Here is a 15537-nt window from a genome sequence, read left to right on the forward strand (position 1 = left end):
AGTTTAATGTCCAAATATTCCTGAAACGTCTTTGGGTTTCATAATTCTACCGAGAAGTTCTCCCAGCACATAGTAGCGTGCAGCGTCAATACCGTGGTTATCGTGGTCTTCCGGCTCGTTGATGTAGTTTCCATCCTTATCTTTTGCCCAGACATAATTTCTGAACTCCCTTTGCAGGTTATAAGAACGCTTGGTAATGAATATTTCCATTCCCTGCATCTTGTCAATACCGGCATTGACAGAACCTTGCCCTTTCTCTACCGCGTATATTTTAATCCCTCCGTTATGAATCTCCTGGATGAGTCGCGGGTCCGCACTGTCGGCAATCACTCTCAAATTCCACGGGCGTAGCGTCTTTATAATATCCCCAGAAAGTAATCCAGTTCTATAATCCACTTCATCCAGATAAAGCGCATTGTCAATGATTCCACACCGGATAGAAGCCGATGGGTCATTGGTATAACCAAAGTCCTGTCCAATAGCCACTTTCTTGCACCACATGGGGAACTCGTCCACAATACCCCATTTCTTGAACACGGCACCTTCGGCCACGTCCGCCCATCGACCGATAACCACATGAGCGTACTTCTCCGGATTCTTCTCTTTCATTTCCTTGACTTCTCTCAGGAACTCAGGAGAAAGGTTCTCTATATTGTCGAAGTAAGTCGTATGGATATGAAGTACATTCGGATGGGTGGAAATTTGCACCTGAACGCCGTCAATCTCCACCAGCCGGTGAGTATTCTCTATGTATTTCTTGTAGATGAAGTGGTTCGAATCACATGGATTCATGATAATGATAATCCGGTTCTGAATTCCCTTCTTACGGATGGAGAGCATAATCTTGTCAAACTCTTCCTCACTGGTCCATTCCTCTGCTTCATCACAGACAAAGGTGGTGATACCCTGAATAGATTTTAGTTTAGCGGTCTGATTCCCGGAAGAAGTTTTGATACCACGAAACATGATACGACTGCCGGTCATCTGGTTTACAATATCGGTTTTGGTGGTCTTGAAATACTTTGTGGTTCCATCCAAATCTATCTTTTCCATCATCTCTGGAATGATAGACATCCCGGCAGATACCATCGTGTAACGGGTGTATAGAATCTGGTGGACTATCTTCTCTGTGGGAGTCATTTCGAATGTCAGACGCTCAATGAAGGTGGAAGCATTGAAAGACTTCCCCGATCCACGGCCACCGGTAATGAGAATGATAAACTTCTCGCTGTCGGTGTATAACGGATGATATATCGCTTGGGGTACAATCATTTCAGTTTGTCTTTAATCCATGAGTCAATAGAAATTCCGTGGTCAATATCCTTTGGAATATCTGCGTCTTCGTCCTGACAGCGTTCAACCTTCCTCCATTCATCGTCGTGATGATACAGCCAGACAGACATTGCCTGAAGGTTGGGAGCCAGTTCGCTTTCACTTACCTGAAGCTCTTCTTCGCCGGTCAGGTTTCCGTCCTGGTCTTTCAGCTTCCTTACTACAGTACTCTTGGTCTTGATACCGCCCAAAGCTACAGCAAGGAACTTGGCACGTACAGCGGCGGTGATTGTCGCACGCCCGCGCGCTAATACGTCAGTTATCTCCGAATATTTTGACTTCATTTCGTAGAAGTAGGTCGGATTCAGCCCGAGCGCGAATGCTATTTCCCGGTCAGTGAATCCCTTTTTGGCATACGTTTCTACCTGAGAAAGAAATTCCTCACCCCTGTAATCGAATTTTGGCTTTCTTCCTCCTGGATGTTTCTTATGTTGAGATTCACTTTTCATCATTTATTCCTCCCAAGGGTTTTCACCCTCTTCTTCGACGTATACTCGTTTCAATTTATCCAATATTTCACTGAGTTCATGCTTCATCTGATTTACATGAAACTCTGCAGGCATAGGTAACTCCAATGCTCCTATCAAGTTGTCTATTCTATCAATAACCTCACCAAATTCTTCTGATGCTTTCATAATTATTCAATTCTTTTTCAATTTTCCACACTTATCACAAATTTCATAGCGGAAATCTAATGGTCCTTTCCAAACATAATGATGGATACAAAAAAGATTCTGCCCAAAAAACGTCTTTAGCCAAAGAATAAAATCCCCTACCATATTTCATCCATTATTGTTGCCCATATAAATGCGGCGAGAAACAGGCTTATCACCATAAATATCAATTCCTCTCTTTGAGAAATAGCTATCTATCCTGGCCGCATATCTTTCCATTATAGACTTCGTTCTGTCTCTTATACTTCTTTGTCTGTCTGTACCAAGCCCGTATTGCCTTCCGGCGTTGTACATTATTCGTCTTGACTGTTGATACAACTGACTATATGTTTTTCTTCTAACTCGGCTTTCCTCCTAAAATTTCATGTTGTCATTCAATTCTTTCTATCTGTTCATCGAATACCTCACCCTTGATAAACTTGGAGTAGGGGTCGTAACCGAACCTTTCACAGAAAGCTGCCTTAGCTTCGAACGTGTCAAAGGAAAGCATCAGATAAGCATCCATATCCTGTGCCTGTTTCTGGGCTGCATTCTTCACCTGCTGCTTTACTTCTTTCATGTGAGCTACCTTTTCAGCTCTTTCCATCTGCTTTGCGGCCTTTTCAGCTTCTTTCTGCTCTGTGACAGGTGCCATCATATCCTCTAGGGCATCAGCAACAGAACTTTCTTCTTCTGTCTGGAGAAGGAAATCACAGCCTATCATATTCAAATCAGCGGCCGTTAATCCGGCATCCTGGTAATCTATATCCGGAACCATCCGGGCCAATGCGTCATAGTCCCATGCTCCTTGCGCGTTAGGATTGTTCATCAGGATGTTCAATTCCTTTTCCTGCTTTTCGTCTACATCAATGACATCGACGCGGATTCTGTAGTCGTTTTCCGGAAACTTCTGCAGTTCATCCATCACGCTCAGACGCTGGTGACCGGATACGACAGTAAGGCCAGTCCGCTTGTTGACTACGATTCCTCCAACCAGACCAAACTTCTTAATGCCCCGCTTCAATGTCTTACGAGATTCATCAGACAATTTGCGGGGGTTATAATCTGCGAAGTGGATGGCGGAACGGTTAAGTTCTACCGATTCACTCTTTATGTATTTGCTCAGTTCCATACCTATTGCTTTTGTTTATGTTCCCAAAGGATTCTCTCAGCCATCGGGAATACTTTATAAATCCTCTGTAAATCCTGCGGATAGTTCTTCTCCAGCCATAGCATACAATCCAAATTAAAGCCTACGCCCGAACTGGCCTTCAGTGAATATCTGACAGGCCCCGGAAGGCTGTTCTGTTTCATGTAAGATAGAATGTCTTTCTGTGTCCAATCGGCCAGAGGATAGCACATTCCGTTGTTCTCATACCCATTGGCTTCATAACCTTTCAGCATTAAACGGCGGTTCATGCCGTCAGCCTTCTTCATGCCTAGGAAAGTGTAGTAAAGTCCGTATCTGAGCTGCATGGCTTTCACCACATCGGCCAACTTCAAAAGCTTCACTTTGTGGTTTGGCACACAATACAGGCCACCGCGAAGAATGTAGGTAAGGTTCCAGTGGGGTACCTGAACAAATTCTATCTTAGGATATTTGGCTTTTACCCATCCAATCCATCTTTCGATGTGCTCTAAACCTTTGACAAAGTACATGAACACGCAGACTATTCTATCAAACTTCGGGTAGATCATGTCCAGCAATACCAAAGAATCCTTACCCAGCGACAGAAACAGCAAAACCCCGTCAGTCTTCTGTCTGACGAGGTCAATATGGCTGTATGTCCTTTCTTGCAGTGTCATTATCCGCCACTCATGCCAAGTCCTGTGCGGACATTATAATACTGTTGTCTTCGGGTGATAAATCTGCCACCCTGAGAGAGACCACCATTCTCTGTAGTCAAACCTCTACGGCCACCACGGTAGCCACCAGTTGAAAATGTGCTTCTGTTTGTTCTGACTCAACGAAAATTTAAAGGGTTAAACATGCTTTTCAATAATTCGGCCAAGGTCATAAACGACCTGTGCAGCCAGATATATCTCACCCTGATAGGTGTATTCAATCAGATTGTGATTTTCATCTTCAAACAGCTCTATCTTTGCATCCTTGACTTCTACCAGTGCGCTGGCTCTGTCTTTATTGTAGCCTACAAAGAACTGGATAGCATCGTAATGCTTAGGCTGTAACACACCGTCTTTCTCGACACAATAGCCATCAGCGTCAAGCTGGCAGTATTTCTTCTGTGTTGTAGGCCTGATTTCTCTGAATTCTTGTGTTTTCTTGCCTGACAAGATTTCGTCAAAGAACTTCTGTTTGATGATAAGCGTAAGTATTTCCATAATCGTGTAAAGTTTAAATGTTAGTTGCGGGTGATGGATTCGAACCACCGGCCTTCACCAAGTCAAAGTGACGAGCTGACCACTGCTCTAACCCGCGATGGTATCTATACAAAGATACCCAATTATGAAGACAATTTTGAATAACAATTCAACGCATACGAAACATTAAGCCAAATGTTTGCTTTTTAGCCATGCGTCACGTTTCTCCCTGCACTTTTCCAGTGTTGGGGCACAACAAGTAAACAACTCACCTGAATCTGTTTTGTAATCATACTGATACATTTTTACTTTTTTGCCTCTTAATCTGGTAGTATAGGTACAATAGTTTTCACTACCAGGCTGGCATACGCTGCAACCATTTACGTTTATTGATTTCATAGCCATCTCAAATTAGAATAATACACACCGTTTAATTTCGTGTAATCACCATACAGCTTTACTTTTCCTTTATACATCATGGCGAACTTAGAACTGCCAGCGGCAGCCATCATTACGGATTCTGTCACTTTCGATTCATACCCGTATTTCATTACAAGGGGGTAAACTTGGCTTCTAAAGAAGATTTCGCTGTCTGTCATATCATTTACTGACTGAATAGGCAAAACGCCATTCTCGACAAACGGGTGACAGTTCTTTCTACACTTAGAACCATGCGTTGCCCACCTCATGTGAATGATACATTCTTCTTCAATACCCACCTTTGAAAGGTGAACCAAAAACTTCTGATAATCCATTGTCTTGTATCTATGCTTTGAAGAAACAAATCCGTAACCATGATGATTGATTCTCTGAACTTTATTCAAGGTGTCCAGAGTTGGCATCTGAACACCCTTTGGCTTATAGATAATACAGCACATATTCTCTGATTTTAATCGTGCGAGGCTCATGCAAGAACCTCAGCACGTGATTTGAAAAATGACTTTTCTTTCTTTGTCAAGAAAGGTATCTCGTCAATTGAATTAATCTCTGAACTCAGCACGTTCTTCTTTGACCATGCAACCAGCTTTGCACAGAAATTTACCCAGTTAGAAATCTTTTCGAAGTCTGTAGAACCCTGATGCTGTCTGAACTCTATAGTCTTGTGACGGGCATAAGAACAGGCATTCACCTTAAAATATCTGTTGTCTCTCATTACGTTTAGAACGTCATATCTCGTTCTGCAACATTCAAAACTTATACCTTGAAGAGTTTTGCACCACTGGCTGTTGTTTGCACGTCTTGAACGAGCCATAAAAGTATCAATCACCTTCTCTAGTTTCTGATAGTTCTTGAATACATTTACATAGGCTTCGCCGGACAGAGTTGCAGCCCCGATATGCACATGTAAGCCTGTAGAGATATTCACTTGTGCATTTGCTTCATTTAAAGCTTTGCAGCATGTTTCTAGGCTTTTCATACCCTCTTTACCAGTAAGAACCGGTGAAACACATTCGATAGGGTTCTCACCTCTGATAGAAGAATCAGATACGAACTTGTAGTAGTGGTTGTTGTCAACGTGATTATAACCCTCATACTGAAAAGGCATTTCGTTTCTTGTTGCACTTTCTCTCATAAGGCTTGCGGCTACCAGGCATTCAATCTCAACACCAAAAGTGAACTTGTGTGTTTCTCTGACTGTTTTAGGCAATTCAGACATAAGCAACTCAACTTCATACTTTCTCAAACCCAATTTGACGAAAGCTGCTTTCTTTGCTGCCTTAGAACCTTTCATGCTCTTAATCTCTTCTACTTGTTCTTTTAATGTCTTCATAATCGTGTGTATTAAAATTATACTATCTGTTTAATTATTACGACACAAATATACAGATAGTATAATTATAATCTACAAGAATATGGTTAATAAATACTAATATTTAAACTATCAGTATTATTTTACTGACTTTCTTATACTATTAATGAATTTTGACTATATTTGCGAAATAAACAAACCGTTTAATTATGAATTTTAGAATAAAAGAAATTTGCAGAGAAAAAGGTATAATGCTTAAAGACCTTGCAAGCATGATAGGTATTACAGAGGTTGGACTATCTAAATCTCTGAATGGAAACCCTAATATAAGCCGACTAGAAGAGATTGCAACTGCTTTAGATGTGCCTGTAACGGACCTATTTGATAAGCCCAAAGAGGGAGTGATACGTTGTCCTCATTGTGGAAAGGAAATCAAGTTAAATCCAGAAGTCTAATTTTTAAATGTAATTCTATGATAGATGTTTTATCCATTATAATACTGATTTTTAGTATCCTACAGATTATTCTTTTTTTCAAGGTTTGGGTTATGACGAATAATGTAAATGCGATCAAAAGCTGTATTGTTCAAAAACAGACGGTTGAAGATTTGCTGATAAGGGAGGCTCAAATTTTGACTTTGAAAGGAGAGATAGAAGAAGCGAGGCTCAGATATTTTAGAGCGTTTTATCTCAGTGTTATTGAACTCTATGAAAAAGCACAGAAAGAATATGAAACACAAAAAGATATGAAGAATGAATTCTATGAAAACAAGTATAAAAATATAGTCCGCTATTTTGAAGAAAGATTAAGTAAAATAGGTGGAACTCTGGATAAGGAAAAATTCGATTCTTTTAAAAAAGTAAATACGTTAATTTCTCCGATATAAGTTCTATCTATAAGTAGAAGATATAATAGGTATCATTTCGAAAAACATGTGTAAGCTGAGTGATAATTCTCTATAGACTTATTCGTTTGGAGATTTGAGCAAATTCTTGGAATTAAAGTAAAGTCTTAAAAAAGTATTACTATGAATTATGAAAGTACAACTCTTTGGCAAAAGACATTAGCCAGACAATTAGAACCAGATGTAAACGATAAAGAAAGAGAAATCCTAAGAGTAGAGTTTGAACATTTCAGAGAACGTGCAAAAATACTTGCTTCCGAAATAAATAGAACTTTACCAGAATTTACCGTACATGATATTTCACACATTGATGCTTTATGGGATACTGCAGAATTGGTTACAAAAGACTATACGGACTTAAATCCTGCAGAAGCGTTTGTTCTAGGTGGAGCATTTTTAATACATGATTTAGGAATGGGATTAGCTGCATTCCCTAATGGAATTGAGGAATTAAAGAGCAGTAATCTTTGGAAAGATGTTGTATCATCATTACTAAGAAAGGAATTAGATCGTCCTGCAAAACCTGATGAAATTAAAAATTTAGATTCTCGAATAGAAAAAATAGCAACTGAACAAGTTTTAAGACAGCTACACGCACAACAGGCTGGGAAATTAGCGCAGATTTCTTGGACAGATGACAACGGAAGCGAAATATTTCTAATAAATAATCCTGAATTAAGAAGTTCTTATGGGCAGATTATAGGATTAATAGCTTATAGCCATTGGTGGCCAGTAGATGAATTAGAAAATAGATTAGGAACTACATTAGGAGCTCCTGGAAATTTCCCTATAAATTGGACGATAGATGTCATAAAATTAGCTTGCATTTTGAGAATCGCTGATGCAATTCAAATAGATGATAGACGAGCACCAAAGTTCTTAAGAGCAATTAGAAAACCAAAAGGGTATTCGGATTTGCATTGGAACTTTCAGCAGAAACTATACCAACCTCGATTGGAGCGTAATAGATTAGTGTACACATCCAAATCGCCATTTAGTATAAATGAAATAGATAGCTGGTGGGTATGTTATGACACATTAAGAATGATTGATAAAGAGTTGAAAGAAGTGGATTCCTTATTGGCTGATACAAATAGACCAAGATTAAATCCAATAGGAGTTGCTTCCATTGAGTCTCCAAATAGAATTTCAAAATTAATAAAAGTTGACGGGTGGAGCCCTGTTGATACACAAATAAAAGTAACAAATGTTGCGAAGCTAGTAAATAGCCTGGGTGGAAAATATTTATATGGAGACAACGCTACAGTTCCTTTAAGAGAGTTGATTCAAAATGCTTCAGATGCAATAAGAGCAAGAAGATTATTAGAAAATGAAAAACAAGATTTCGGAGACATACGGGTTCGAACAGGTAAAGATGAGAATGGATTTTATATAGAAGTTGAAGATAACGGAGTTGGTATGTCTCCCAAAGTCTTAACGGGACCTTTTCTTGACTTTGGCGAATCATTTTGGGGGTCTTCTTTAATGCATGAAGAATTACCTGGTTTAGAGAGTAAGGGATTTCTTTCTACAGGGAAATATGGAATTGGATTTTATTCTGTATTTATGTGGGGAAAGAAAGTTTCTGTATATACAAAAAGATTTGATCAAGGAAGAGAACAAACAACTGTCTTAGAGTTTAATAATGGGGTTTATTCTAGACCAATACTCAGAAATGCTGTAGTTGATGAATGTATAAAAGATGGCGGAACTAAAATTAGAGTATGGTTTTCAGATGGAAAGAATATACAAACATTACTCTTGAGACATCATTTATCTAATCTTAAAGAAGTAATACTATCATTATGTCCAAGTCTAGATTGTAATCTTTTCTTTGAAGATAAGCCGAATAAATTAATAAAAGCTAATGACTGGAAAACAATTCCACCGTTAAAACTTATCAGAAGAATTATTGGAGAATCTAAATTCAAATCTTTAGATAAAGAATCGCAAGATTCTATAACTGCACTAAGTAAGAATATGCGACTTTTAAAAGAAGAAGATGGAAGTATCGTAGGAAGATTATTCTTACATCCTATAGGATATAAAAATTTTAGACATGAATGCATTGAAGGAGCTGTAACAATAGGTGGACTATATGCTTCAGGGTTATCCGGCTTGTTTGGTATTTTAATTGGAGAAAGTGATAGAGCGTCAAGGCACGTTGGTATTCCTATTGTATCTGATAAAATATTAAAAGAATGGGCGGAAGAGCAAGCTGTATTATTATCAAATGACAAACTTCCATCTTCTATTGAAGCTGATTGCGCTTCTTTAATTAGAGCTGTAAAAGGAAATCCTATCGGATTAAAATATGCTACAAATAAAGATGGTTGGATTAATAATGACGAACTTAGAGAAATGATAAGTCATGGGAAATTTGATGAATATATAATAGTTCAAGACGCAGCAATATATCATTATGAATCAAAAAATAAATGTAAAATTCAATTAAATGAAAACGTTATATACACAGAAATGGGAATTCCCGGAATATTACAATGTCATGACTTTATAAATCCTATATTTTGGCCTCATTTCAATGAATTTGACTCAGCAAGTCTTAGAGGATTAGTGATAGAAATAATTGCAAATGCTTGGAATTTAAATGTGAAAGATATTAAAAATAATTCGGATTTCTCTACTGATGAAAAAAGGTACTCCGCAGAAATTGGAACAGCAAATGGTATTCCTGTAATAATTAAAGATGTTGATATAATTCGCCGAACAAAAAAATAAGTAAAAGCCGGAAGCATAACGCTCCGGCTTTTTTACTTGATTAGTTCTTTTACTAATTACCCATCATTAAGTCCCATGTAAGTACGTTTTGAAACTTGTGTATTCCAACTGGTTCCACTTCTATTAAAGCTCCCAAGATACCTGCCTGCAATCCTATTTACAAGATTATTAGGATTGTCAGAGTTACTTCCATAACGCTGTTGAGCTAATCTGTCGGCTTGTCGAACTATTTCCCAACCTGATTTTGTTCTTCTTCTGACTCGGCTTTAAAATTTAAATTTGTTAGACATAAAAATTTAAGCATAGGGACTTTATCCCCATTAGAAACATTCTGTTACTTGATTAGTCCTTTGACCTTCAACCTTTCCAATATCTGATTGTAAAGATACTCTATATCCTGTCGGAAATCCTTATACTGCTGGTAGATAAAGGAAACATCAGCGATATTGTTTGATATTACACATGGGGAGACATCTGGGAACACACCGGAAATCTCTGCGCGGATACCGTTCGGCAGCCGTCCGCCGGCAAGCACACTAGGGGCGAATAAGAACAACACGATAAAGAGGAACTTCTTTCGCTGGGTGACGCTATCTGGATTGGGAGGACAGGCCATTCCAGAGAGAATCTCCTTAAACCATTCATAAATTTCCGGAATGAGAGAAAAATCGGTAAGGATGGGGGAGGATAACTCCTGCTCACGTTCAGATAACCTTGATTTCTGTTCACGTATTGATTTCAACTCCACGATTGATGAAAATTCTTTTGTCATAGCACGATTTATTTAGTTGGAAATTCTTATATTTGCATCATAATCGTGTGGGGGAGTTGGCTTCTAATCGTGTGGGCTGGCTCCCTTTTTTATTTTATGCCAAGTGATATGCATTCAGGATGGCGAAAGCGTAGACGATGATCGTTACCAGACTGTCCAGGAACACCGCCCATGCTCCTAGCTTTTGGATCTGGCTGAAGCTCATGACCAGGACAACAAGGAAACACACCCACTGGCTTGAAAACAATCCCATCCCCAGCAATAAAAGTCCGATGGTATCCATGAATAATGCAACATGAAGCCATGGATGCGCCATCAGATACCATCTTTTTGCTGTCTTATCTAGGTCCTGAAAGACTTTTGCATGTTGATATAGGGATTTACATCTGAACAGCTTCACAAGCTCGTACAGGGCTTGTATGATGATTAAGGCGTAGAATGCGTGTTTCATGGTCAGTAGCTTTTATCTCCGTGCTTATACGGACGAAGTTCATTGTATTTCATTTTCTGCTTGATGTGCCAGAAGATGTCGATATTTCTGTCCCGGCAGAAAGCGAATATCTCATTCAGGAGGATAAATGGTTCATCCCTGTAGAAGTTGTCGGTGACATAGACACAGATTCTAAACATGGACTCCGTGAAGGTCATATCAGAGTAATCTTCCGTATCGCTTCCTTCGTAGTCGAAGCTATCTAAATCATATCCTCTCAATCCGGCCAAATCCTTAGCCATCTGGAACAAGTCATCTATACTTTCCTGCTTTTCCATATTATATCGTCGTTACACTATCAAAGTCTTTCCCATACATGATATAGGCTCCACGTTTCCGGAGTTCGGCCACCAACTGCTCGTTGGTGTATCTGGCCAGCCGTCCATGAAGCCTGTCCTGCTTTCTTCTTTCAGACGTGTGTCTGCTCTCACATAACCGGCACCTGCTGGTGTAATGGGTGCCAGATTTCGTTTCATAGGCACGGAACTTCCTTTCCGAAAGGTTCCGGCCACATTCGATACAAACTTTCATGATGCAGACCTCCTTATCAGTCCCATGTTACGGTTTACCAGTTCGATAATCTTATCATGGTAATCACTCGTTTTATTGCAAACTGCACGGCTTTGGATTATCTTGAAAGTTTTCAAGTTTACTTCTATTGTCTCTAATCGTTTCCCATTCTTCTGTGCTGTGAGAATAAGGCAATCTTTACGCCTGTAATATTCATTTTGATATACACAATGGTGCATTGCCTTTCCTTCCAGGTAGAACTGGGTAACACTTTCCAACGGACGGATTACGATACCCTTATCCTTGATTTCCATTCCCAGAAACGGCTGGATTCTTTTGATGAATGACAGAATATCCTGTTTCATTCTGAACATGCGTTCAATCCTTTCCTTTCGTTTCTGTTCAGCCCGAATCTTCGCTTCTATCTTTCTCTTCTTCTCAACCAGCTTGTCATGCTCTTTCTTCAGGTTCTTAGGGCATACATAGTGAGCGTTATGTGTGTCAAGGTGGAAATAGTCAAGCAAACGAAGATAATCATCATACATGGAACCATCCTTGATGATATAGCCGTTACGGTTGCAGATATTCACTACCCACGGATGATAAATACAACCACGATGCATGTAAAAACTCAGCATACCATACTGTTTCGTCTTCAATAGCATTTCCGCATACTTGCTTTCTCCTAAAATGGCATGTATCAGCCTGGCCGGAGTAATACCATGGAACGAAGTACGAAGTCCGTTCCTTCGGAGTATAGGCAGCAACTTTACTTTTGGATATACATATCCGTTTATGTCATAGCAATTATATCCGTAATAATCAACAGAATTTTTGATGCTTATAGGCTGTGCGTATATCCAGGCATTCTTACCCATATTCATTGGCCTGGCCATTACTGTTTCTTTCCTGTCCTCAGTTATCCACTGCTGGCAAACTTCCATGCTATGGTAGAATATTTCCCCCATTTTCATCCCTTTGTGCTTTCCTATTTCCACATGTCTGAGCACCTGAAACTTGTCTACTGCCGTGACGATAGTCATGTACTCATACTGACACAGCTTTTTCTTCCTGCTGGATTTTATTTCCAGGCGTTCACCGCAGTAAGGACACCGTATGTATCCTTCCTTCTGTCCGGTTGTGTCTACCCACATCTTTCCACATTCACTGCACCACATTTCATCCTTACAGCGGTAAGCATTATGCGGAAAACAATGCTTCTTTCCCCACCGTATTTGGGCATCTGTTATTTCTGGCAGCTTACTGCTCAATTCAGCTACCAGCCTTTCACGTTTTGTCCTTGGTCTCATAGTTCTCCGAATAATGAAAGTTGCAGACTGTTATCATCACCTCTCTTGCGTTTCGGCTGCGGCTTTAATTGTGGTTTTGGTTGCTCTGCTTTCGCAGGTTCAGAAGCCGGAGCCACTACTTCCACACGTTCCTGCACCTTGTCCACCTTGATGTTATCCTCGTCGTAATAATGGACTGCCCATCCGTATACGGTTGCTTCATCGACACCGACTGCGTTTCCTCCCTTTGCCAGCTTTCTGGCTTTCGAGTAGATATACTTGATACATTCCTCGATACTCTTGTCCGCTTTCCTGTAGGTTTCGGCAAAGAGAGAATCAGTCTTTGCACGATTCTCCAAATACGCCTGGATTGTTGTTTCAAAATTTGAACTTGACATAATAGTATTATTTTAGTTCCATCTTTGAGGTCGGTTGTTGATTCTCTCCAAGTAAGCAGCTATCTTCTTCTCAGCATCCTCACCGTTACGGACGAAAATTCGCGTCCGTGTCTTGTCGCCTGGGATAGCTACATACTTTCCATGTTTCTCCAGTTCCCGATGCTGGGCGATTTTCAGTTCGGTTCCAGAAGGGTTCTTCTCCAAATCCACTTTACGTGGAAGCATTGGGTCATTTTCCGTTATCATTTTGCAAGATATTTGTTGATTATGTTACTCACTACAAGTCCGGCTTCATCACACATCCCGGCAAAGTTGTCAGACAGTGAAGCGTTTTTCTCTTCATCCGGTATTCGTACTATGCTTCTCAGTTCTTTCAGTACGCGCTTTACCTGAAAAACTACCTGAGCATCTATTCCGTTTGATTCAAGTTCAGACTGGAACTCCAGTGCCGCACCCTCAAGTAAGTCTGAGTAGATGAACAGCTTGTGCATCTTGCGAAGCATTTCTACCTTGAACTCCGGTGTATAGTCCTGAAGAAGCTCTCCCAAGGAATGCGGTTCCAGCTCTCTTTCAAGGGAGTCAATCTTGCTCTTGATTTTCTGTGCTTTGGCAAAGTTCATGGATGAAATCAAGGCGATATACTTCTTTCTCAGCTCATTGAGCTTTCTTTCTGATTCTTGTCTTGTCATTTCTCTACTTTTCTGATGATTAAATACTTTGGCTCACCCTTGCGGAGATTGCTTAATGTCTCTTCGTCAACCTCTGCTTCTGTGAGTCCGTTCACGTTCATGTATTGTGGGAGACGGTATTTCTCACGTAGTCTCCTGATCAGGTTCCAGTCACGAGTTACCCAGTTGATTGTGATTTTCATATCATTTTCTCAGGCTTTCACCGCTGAAGAGGACGGTTTTTGTTATAGCTCTCAGCCGGTCAATGGTTCTTTCCCCATACTTCTCTCTCAGCTCGTCTATCGTGAGGTTGGTAGTCAGGATAAGAAGCTTTCCTTTCTTCTCTGCTTCGTCTGCCAGTTCAGCGAATGCAAGCCTTTTTTCGCCGTATTTGACGCTAAGATTCTCTGTCCCTATATCGTCAACGTAGATGATGTGTTTTTGCTTCACGGCGTCCAAATCAGCGTTCATCTGCTGTGCATCGTAGCAGCTTACCACCTTGCGGCAGTAATGGTTAAGAACCAAAGGGAGAATCTTTCCGCAGATAAGGGTCTTTCCGCGTCCGCAGTTGCCGAAACACAGAAGTCCGCGACTTTCATTGCCGGCCAGCCAGCCTGCCACTTCTTCGTACTCAGGAAGCCATCTGGCATTTTCTCCAGTGAAGTACCTGATACCGGCCCAGAGAACTCTTTTGGCATCCGGAACGGTTACCTGTACGACGTTAGGAATAGGGGAGAAGCCCGTATCTTTGAGCCGTTCGATTGTCTGTTGAAAATTTATCTGTTCCATGTTTACCAGCCTTTCTTGTATTTTTCCGGTGAATTATCCTTCAGAACTATACCTACATCTGTTTTTGAAAGAGCTTTTTTCTTGGCCTGAGAAACTATCTCATTAAATTTTGAGTTGATGTTTGTCACGCTAAAATTCTCGAATATCCAACCTTCTTTTATGGATAAAAGCAAATATTGAAGTGCATACAGGATTGATTCATCGGCGACATCCATCTGCTTCTGTTCCCGTTGGAACTTCAGTTTTTGAAGCAGCTGGGACATTGCTCCTGCATCCTTGGCCGTCCAGTAATAATCACTTCCGAACAACTGTCTGTAATAGGTTTCAAAAAGGGAACGGGCTTTATAATTAATACCCTCCCCCTTGGGGGGTGTGGGGGGAATATTATCATTAACAGTTTCTTTATCTTTCTTTTTCTTATTGCCCTTACCTTGCCCCAAATCTTCAATTTTTTCGGCCATTTTTTGCGACATTGCCCTTAGCTCTGCCCTTAGTTCGCCCATAGACACCTTTAAATCGCTGATTTCTTTACTGTTGTCTATGCCCTTATCTTTGTCCTTGGGCTTGTCCTTGATAGGATTGTAGTCATCGTAATTGCATAAGGTTATGACAGTCATGCCCTGTTGGTTACAGGTTGTAATCATCCCCTTCTTCTTCAGTTTGGACAGGAAATATCTGACCTTCTTCTCAGACCATTTCCAACGCTTCATCAGAAACGATATGGATGCTGGATATTGACCTCTTGAATAAGAGATTTCCCGACCTCCGATGAGTTCGCTGTACGCCTCGCCGGTTGCATCAAATCGTGCTGACTGAATCAAGTCAAGCCACGCTTCGCATTCCGAAAACTCACGGGCTACTTTCCACATTTCATTCGAGAAAAACCTGCGGCTTAGCCTCAAAAATCCTTCTTCCATAGTT

Annotated in this window: 23 protein-coding genes and 1 tRNA gene; 3 read left to right on the forward strand and 21 right to left on the reverse strand. The window is 40.4% G+C overall.

What is annotated here, in order from left to right:
• Positions 1 to 3: 3 nt before the first annotated feature.
• The 10 genes from DXD04_RS06470 to DXD04_RS06520 form a co-directional block, all read right to left on the reverse strand.
• Complete coding sequence (locus DXD04_RS06470; RefSeq protein WP_117671898.1) at positions 4 to 1272, reverse strand: PBSX family phage terminase large subunit; 1269 nt, start codon at positions 1270 to 1272, stop codon at positions 4 to 6.
• Entirely contained in the window at positions 1269 to 1784 is a 516-nt protein-coding gene (locus DXD04_RS06475) for a hypothetical protein (protein ID WP_117671900.1), read from the reverse strand. The genes DXD04_RS06470 and DXD04_RS06475 overlap by 4 nt, the downstream gene beginning before the upstream one ends.
• Positions 1785 to 1967 (reverse strand): hypothetical protein, encoded by a 183-nt coding sequence (locus DXD04_RS06480; protein ID WP_117671902.1) that lies wholly within the window; start codon positions 1965 to 1967, stop codon positions 1785 to 1787.
• A gap of 409 nt (positions 1968 to 2376) precedes the next feature.
• A complete protein-coding gene (locus DXD04_RS06490; protein WP_117671906.1) occupies positions 2377 to 3117 on the reverse strand; it encodes a ParB N-terminal domain-containing protein in 741 nt (246 codons plus the stop codon).
• Positions 3118 to 3119: 2 nt separating this feature from the next.
• The gene (locus tag DXD04_RS06495) at positions 3120 to 3791 is read right to left on the reverse strand and encodes a phosphoadenosine phosphosulfate reductase domain-containing protein (protein WP_117671908.1); all 672 of its coding nucleotides are present in this window, start codon (positions 3789 to 3791) and stop codon (positions 3120 to 3122) included.
• A gap of 177 nt (positions 3792 to 3968) precedes the next feature.
• Positions 3969 to 4328, reverse strand: coding sequence for an ASCH domain-containing protein (locus tag DXD04_RS06500; RefSeq protein ID WP_117671910.1), 360 nt, complete (start codon positions 4326 to 4328; stop codon positions 3969 to 3971).
• A gap of 24 nt (positions 4329 to 4352) precedes the next feature.
• A tRNA-Val gene (locus DXD04_RS06505) sits at positions 4353 to 4425 on the reverse strand.
• 68 nt (positions 4426 to 4493) lie between these two features.
• Positions 4494 to 4706, reverse strand: coding sequence for a DUF3873 family protein (locus tag DXD04_RS06510; protein ID WP_117672080.1), 213 nt, complete (start codon positions 4704 to 4706; stop codon positions 4494 to 4496).
• A complete protein-coding gene (locus DXD04_RS06515; RefSeq protein ID WP_147330748.1) occupies positions 4703 to 5185 on the reverse strand; it encodes a class II glutamine amidotransferase domain-containing protein in 483 nt (160 codons plus the stop codon). Before DXD04_RS06515 ends, DXD04_RS06510 begins: the two co-directional genes overlap by 4 nt.
• A gap of 26 nt (positions 5186 to 5211) precedes the next feature.
• Positions 5212 to 6078 carry an amidoligase family protein gene (locus tag DXD04_RS06520; protein ID WP_117671914.1) on the reverse strand — a complete coding sequence of 289 codons (867 nt, stop codon included), beginning with the start codon at positions 6076 to 6078 and terminating at the stop codon, positions 5212 to 5214.
• A gap of 188 nt (positions 6079 to 6266) precedes the next feature.
• On the opposite strand from DXD04_RS06520, the gene DXD04_RS06525 reads away from it, so the two are divergent.
• From DXD04_RS06525 to DXD04_RS06535, 3 genes are all read left to right on the forward strand, one after another.
• A complete protein-coding gene (locus DXD04_RS06525; RefSeq protein WP_117671916.1) occupies positions 6267 to 6512 on the forward strand; it encodes a helix-turn-helix domain-containing protein in 246 nt (81 codons plus the stop codon).
• Between the two features lie 92 nt (positions 6513 to 6604).
• Positions 6605 to 6943: a hypothetical protein gene (locus tag DXD04_RS06530; RefSeq protein ID WP_181977460.1), complete on the forward strand. Its 339-nt coding sequence runs from the start codon at positions 6605 to 6607 to the stop codon at positions 6941 to 6943.
• A 141-nt stretch (positions 6944 to 7084) separates the two neighbouring features.
• Positions 7085 to 9700, forward strand: coding sequence for an HD domain-containing protein (locus DXD04_RS06535; RefSeq protein ID WP_117671920.1), 2616 nt, complete (start codon positions 7085 to 7087; stop codon positions 9698 to 9700).
• Between the two features lie 334 nt (positions 9701 to 10034).
• Here the strand turns inward: DXD04_RS06535 and DXD04_RS06540 are convergent, their stop codons facing one another.
• The 11 genes from DXD04_RS06540 to DXD04_RS16870 all read right to left on the reverse strand — a co-directional run bounded on the left by DXD04_RS06540 (position 10035) and on the right by DXD04_RS16870 (position 15533).
• Positions 10035 to 10472 carry a hypothetical protein gene (locus DXD04_RS06540; protein WP_117671922.1) on the reverse strand — a complete coding sequence of 146 codons (438 nt, stop codon included), beginning with the start codon at positions 10470 to 10472 and terminating at the stop codon, positions 10035 to 10037.
• 94 nt (positions 10473 to 10566) lie between these two features.
• Positions 10567 to 10923 carry a hypothetical protein gene (locus tag DXD04_RS06545; protein ID WP_117671924.1) on the reverse strand — a complete coding sequence of 119 codons (357 nt, stop codon included), beginning with the start codon at positions 10921 to 10923 and terminating at the stop codon, positions 10567 to 10569.
• Positions 10924 to 10925: 2 nt separating this feature from the next.
• Entirely contained in the window at positions 10926 to 11240 is a 315-nt protein-coding gene (locus DXD04_RS06550; protein WP_117671926.1) for a nucleoside triphosphate pyrophosphohydrolase family protein, read from the reverse strand.
• 12 nt (positions 11241 to 11252) lie between these two features.
• A complete protein-coding gene (locus tag DXD04_RS06555) occupies positions 11253 to 11438 on the reverse strand; it encodes a hypothetical protein (RefSeq protein ID WP_147330749.1) in 186 nt (61 codons plus the stop codon).
• 51 nt (positions 11439 to 11489) lie between these two features.
• Complete coding sequence (locus tag DXD04_RS06560; protein ID WP_117671930.1) at positions 11490 to 12782, reverse strand: PcfJ domain-containing protein; 1293 nt, start codon at positions 12780 to 12782, stop codon at positions 11490 to 11492.
• The gene (locus DXD04_RS06565; protein WP_117671933.1) at positions 12779 to 13159 is read right to left on the reverse strand and encodes a PcfK-like family protein; all 381 of its coding nucleotides are present in this window, start codon (positions 13157 to 13159) and stop codon (positions 12779 to 12781) included. Before DXD04_RS06565 ends, DXD04_RS06560 begins: the two co-directional genes overlap by 4 nt.
• A 12-nt stretch (positions 13160 to 13171) precedes the next feature.
• The gene (locus DXD04_RS06570) at positions 13172 to 13405 is read right to left on the reverse strand and encodes a hypothetical protein (protein WP_117671935.1); all 234 of its coding nucleotides are present in this window, start codon (positions 13403 to 13405) and stop codon (positions 13172 to 13174) included.
• Complete coding sequence (locus DXD04_RS06575; protein WP_117671937.1) at positions 13402 to 13848, reverse strand: hypothetical protein; 447 nt, start codon at positions 13846 to 13848, stop codon at positions 13402 to 13404. The genes DXD04_RS06570 and DXD04_RS06575 overlap by 4 nt, the downstream gene beginning before the upstream one ends.
• Positions 13845 to 14030, reverse strand: coding sequence for a hypothetical protein (locus DXD04_RS06580; protein ID WP_022385258.1), 186 nt, complete (start codon positions 14028 to 14030; stop codon positions 13845 to 13847). The genes DXD04_RS06575 and DXD04_RS06580 overlap by 4 nt, the downstream gene beginning before the upstream one ends.
• A 1-nt stretch (position 14031) precedes the next feature.
• On the reverse strand, positions 14032 to 14616 hold the full coding sequence (locus tag DXD04_RS06585; RefSeq protein ID WP_117671939.1) for an nSTAND3 domain-containing NTPase: 585 nt from the start codon (positions 14614 to 14616) through the stop codon (positions 14032 to 14034).
• Positions 14617 to 14618: 2 nt separating this feature from the next.
• Positions 14619 to 15533 (reverse strand): hypothetical protein, encoded by a 915-nt coding sequence (locus tag DXD04_RS16870; protein ID WP_259299527.1) that lies wholly within the window; start codon positions 15531 to 15533, stop codon positions 14619 to 14621.
• Between the last annotated feature and the right edge of the window lie 4 nt (positions 15534 to 15537).

Source organism: Phocaeicola plebeius (assembly GCF_003437535.1).
GTDB lineage: Bacteria > Bacteroidota > Bacteroidia > Bacteroidales > Bacteroidaceae > Phocaeicola > Phocaeicola plebeius_A.

Coding starts and splice junctions, on each gene's coding strand:
- DXD04_RS06470 (WP_117671898.1), bottom strand. CDS start 1,272: ATGATTGTACCCCAAGCGATATATCATCCGTTATACACCGACAGCGAG.
- DXD04_RS06475 (WP_117671900.1), bottom strand. CDS start 1,784: ATGATGAAAAGTGAATCTCAACATAAGAAACATCCAGGAGGAAGAAAG.
- DXD04_RS06480 (WP_117671902.1), bottom strand. CDS start 1,967: ATGAAAGCATCAGAAGAATTTGGTGAGGTTATTGATAGAATAGACAAC.
- DXD04_RS06490 (WP_117671906.1), bottom strand. CDS start 3,117: ATGGAACTGAGCAAATACATAAAGAGTGAATCGGTAGAACTTAACCGT.
- DXD04_RS06495 (WP_117671908.1), bottom strand. CDS start 3,791: ATGACACTGCAAGAAAGGACATACAGCCATATTGACCTCGTCAGACAG.
- DXD04_RS06500 (WP_117671910.1), bottom strand. CDS start 4,328: ATGGAAATACTTACGCTTATCATCAAACAGAAGTTCTTTGACGAAATC.
- DXD04_RS06510 (WP_117672080.1), bottom strand. CDS start 4,706: ATGAAATCAATAAACGTAAATGGTTGCAGCGTATGCCAGCCTGGTAGT.
- DXD04_RS06515 (WP_147330748.1), bottom strand. CDS start 5,185: ATGTGCTGTATTATCTATAAGCCAAAGGGTGTTCAGATGCCAACTCTG.
- DXD04_RS06520 (WP_117671914.1), bottom strand. CDS start 6,078: ATGAAGACATTAAAAGAACAAGTAGAAGAGATTAAGAGCATGAAAGGT.
- DXD04_RS06525 (WP_117671916.1), top strand. CDS start 6,267: ATGAATTTTAGAATAAAAGAAATTTGCAGAGAAAAAGGTATAATGCTT.
- DXD04_RS06530 (WP_181977460.1), top strand. CDS start 6,605: ATGACGAATAATGTAAATGCGATCAAAAGCTGTATTGTTCAAAAACAG.
- DXD04_RS06535 (WP_117671920.1), top strand. CDS start 7,085: ATGAATTATGAAAGTACAACTCTTTGGCAAAAGACATTAGCCAGACAA.
- DXD04_RS06540 (WP_117671922.1), bottom strand. CDS start 10,472: ATGACAAAAGAATTTTCATCAATCGTGGAGTTGAAATCAATACGTGAA.
- DXD04_RS06545 (WP_117671924.1), bottom strand. CDS start 10,923: ATGAAACACGCATTCTACGCCTTAATCATCATACAAGCCCTGTACGAG.
- DXD04_RS06550 (WP_117671926.1), bottom strand. CDS start 11,240: ATGGAAAAGCAGGAAAGTATAGATGACTTGTTCCAGATGGCTAAGGAT.
- DXD04_RS06555 (WP_147330749.1), bottom strand. CDS start 11,438: ATGAAACGAAATCTGGCACCCATTACACCAGCAGGTGCCGGTTATGTG.
- DXD04_RS06560 (WP_117671930.1), bottom strand. CDS start 12,782: ATGAGACCAAGGACAAAACGTGAAAGGCTGGTAGCTGAATTGAGCAGT.
- DXD04_RS06565 (WP_117671933.1), bottom strand. CDS start 13,159: ATGTCAAGTTCAAATTTTGAAACAACAATCCAGGCGTATTTGGAGAAT.
- DXD04_RS06570 (WP_117671935.1), bottom strand. CDS start 13,405: ATGATAACGGAAAATGACCCAATGCTTCCACGTAAAGTGGATTTGGAG.
- DXD04_RS06575 (WP_117671937.1), bottom strand. CDS start 13,848: ATGACAAGACAAGAATCAGAAAGAAAGCTCAATGAGCTGAGAAAGAAG.
- DXD04_RS06580 (WP_022385258.1), bottom strand. CDS start 14,030: ATGAAAATCACAATCAACTGGGTAACTCGTGACTGGAACCTGATCAGG.
- DXD04_RS06585 (WP_117671939.1), bottom strand. CDS start 14,616: ATGGAACAGATAAATTTTCAACAGACAATCGAACGGCTCAAAGATACG.
- DXD04_RS16870 (WP_259299527.1), bottom strand. CDS start 15,533: ATGGAAGAAGGATTTTTGAGGCTAAGCCGCAGGTTTTTCTCGAATGAA.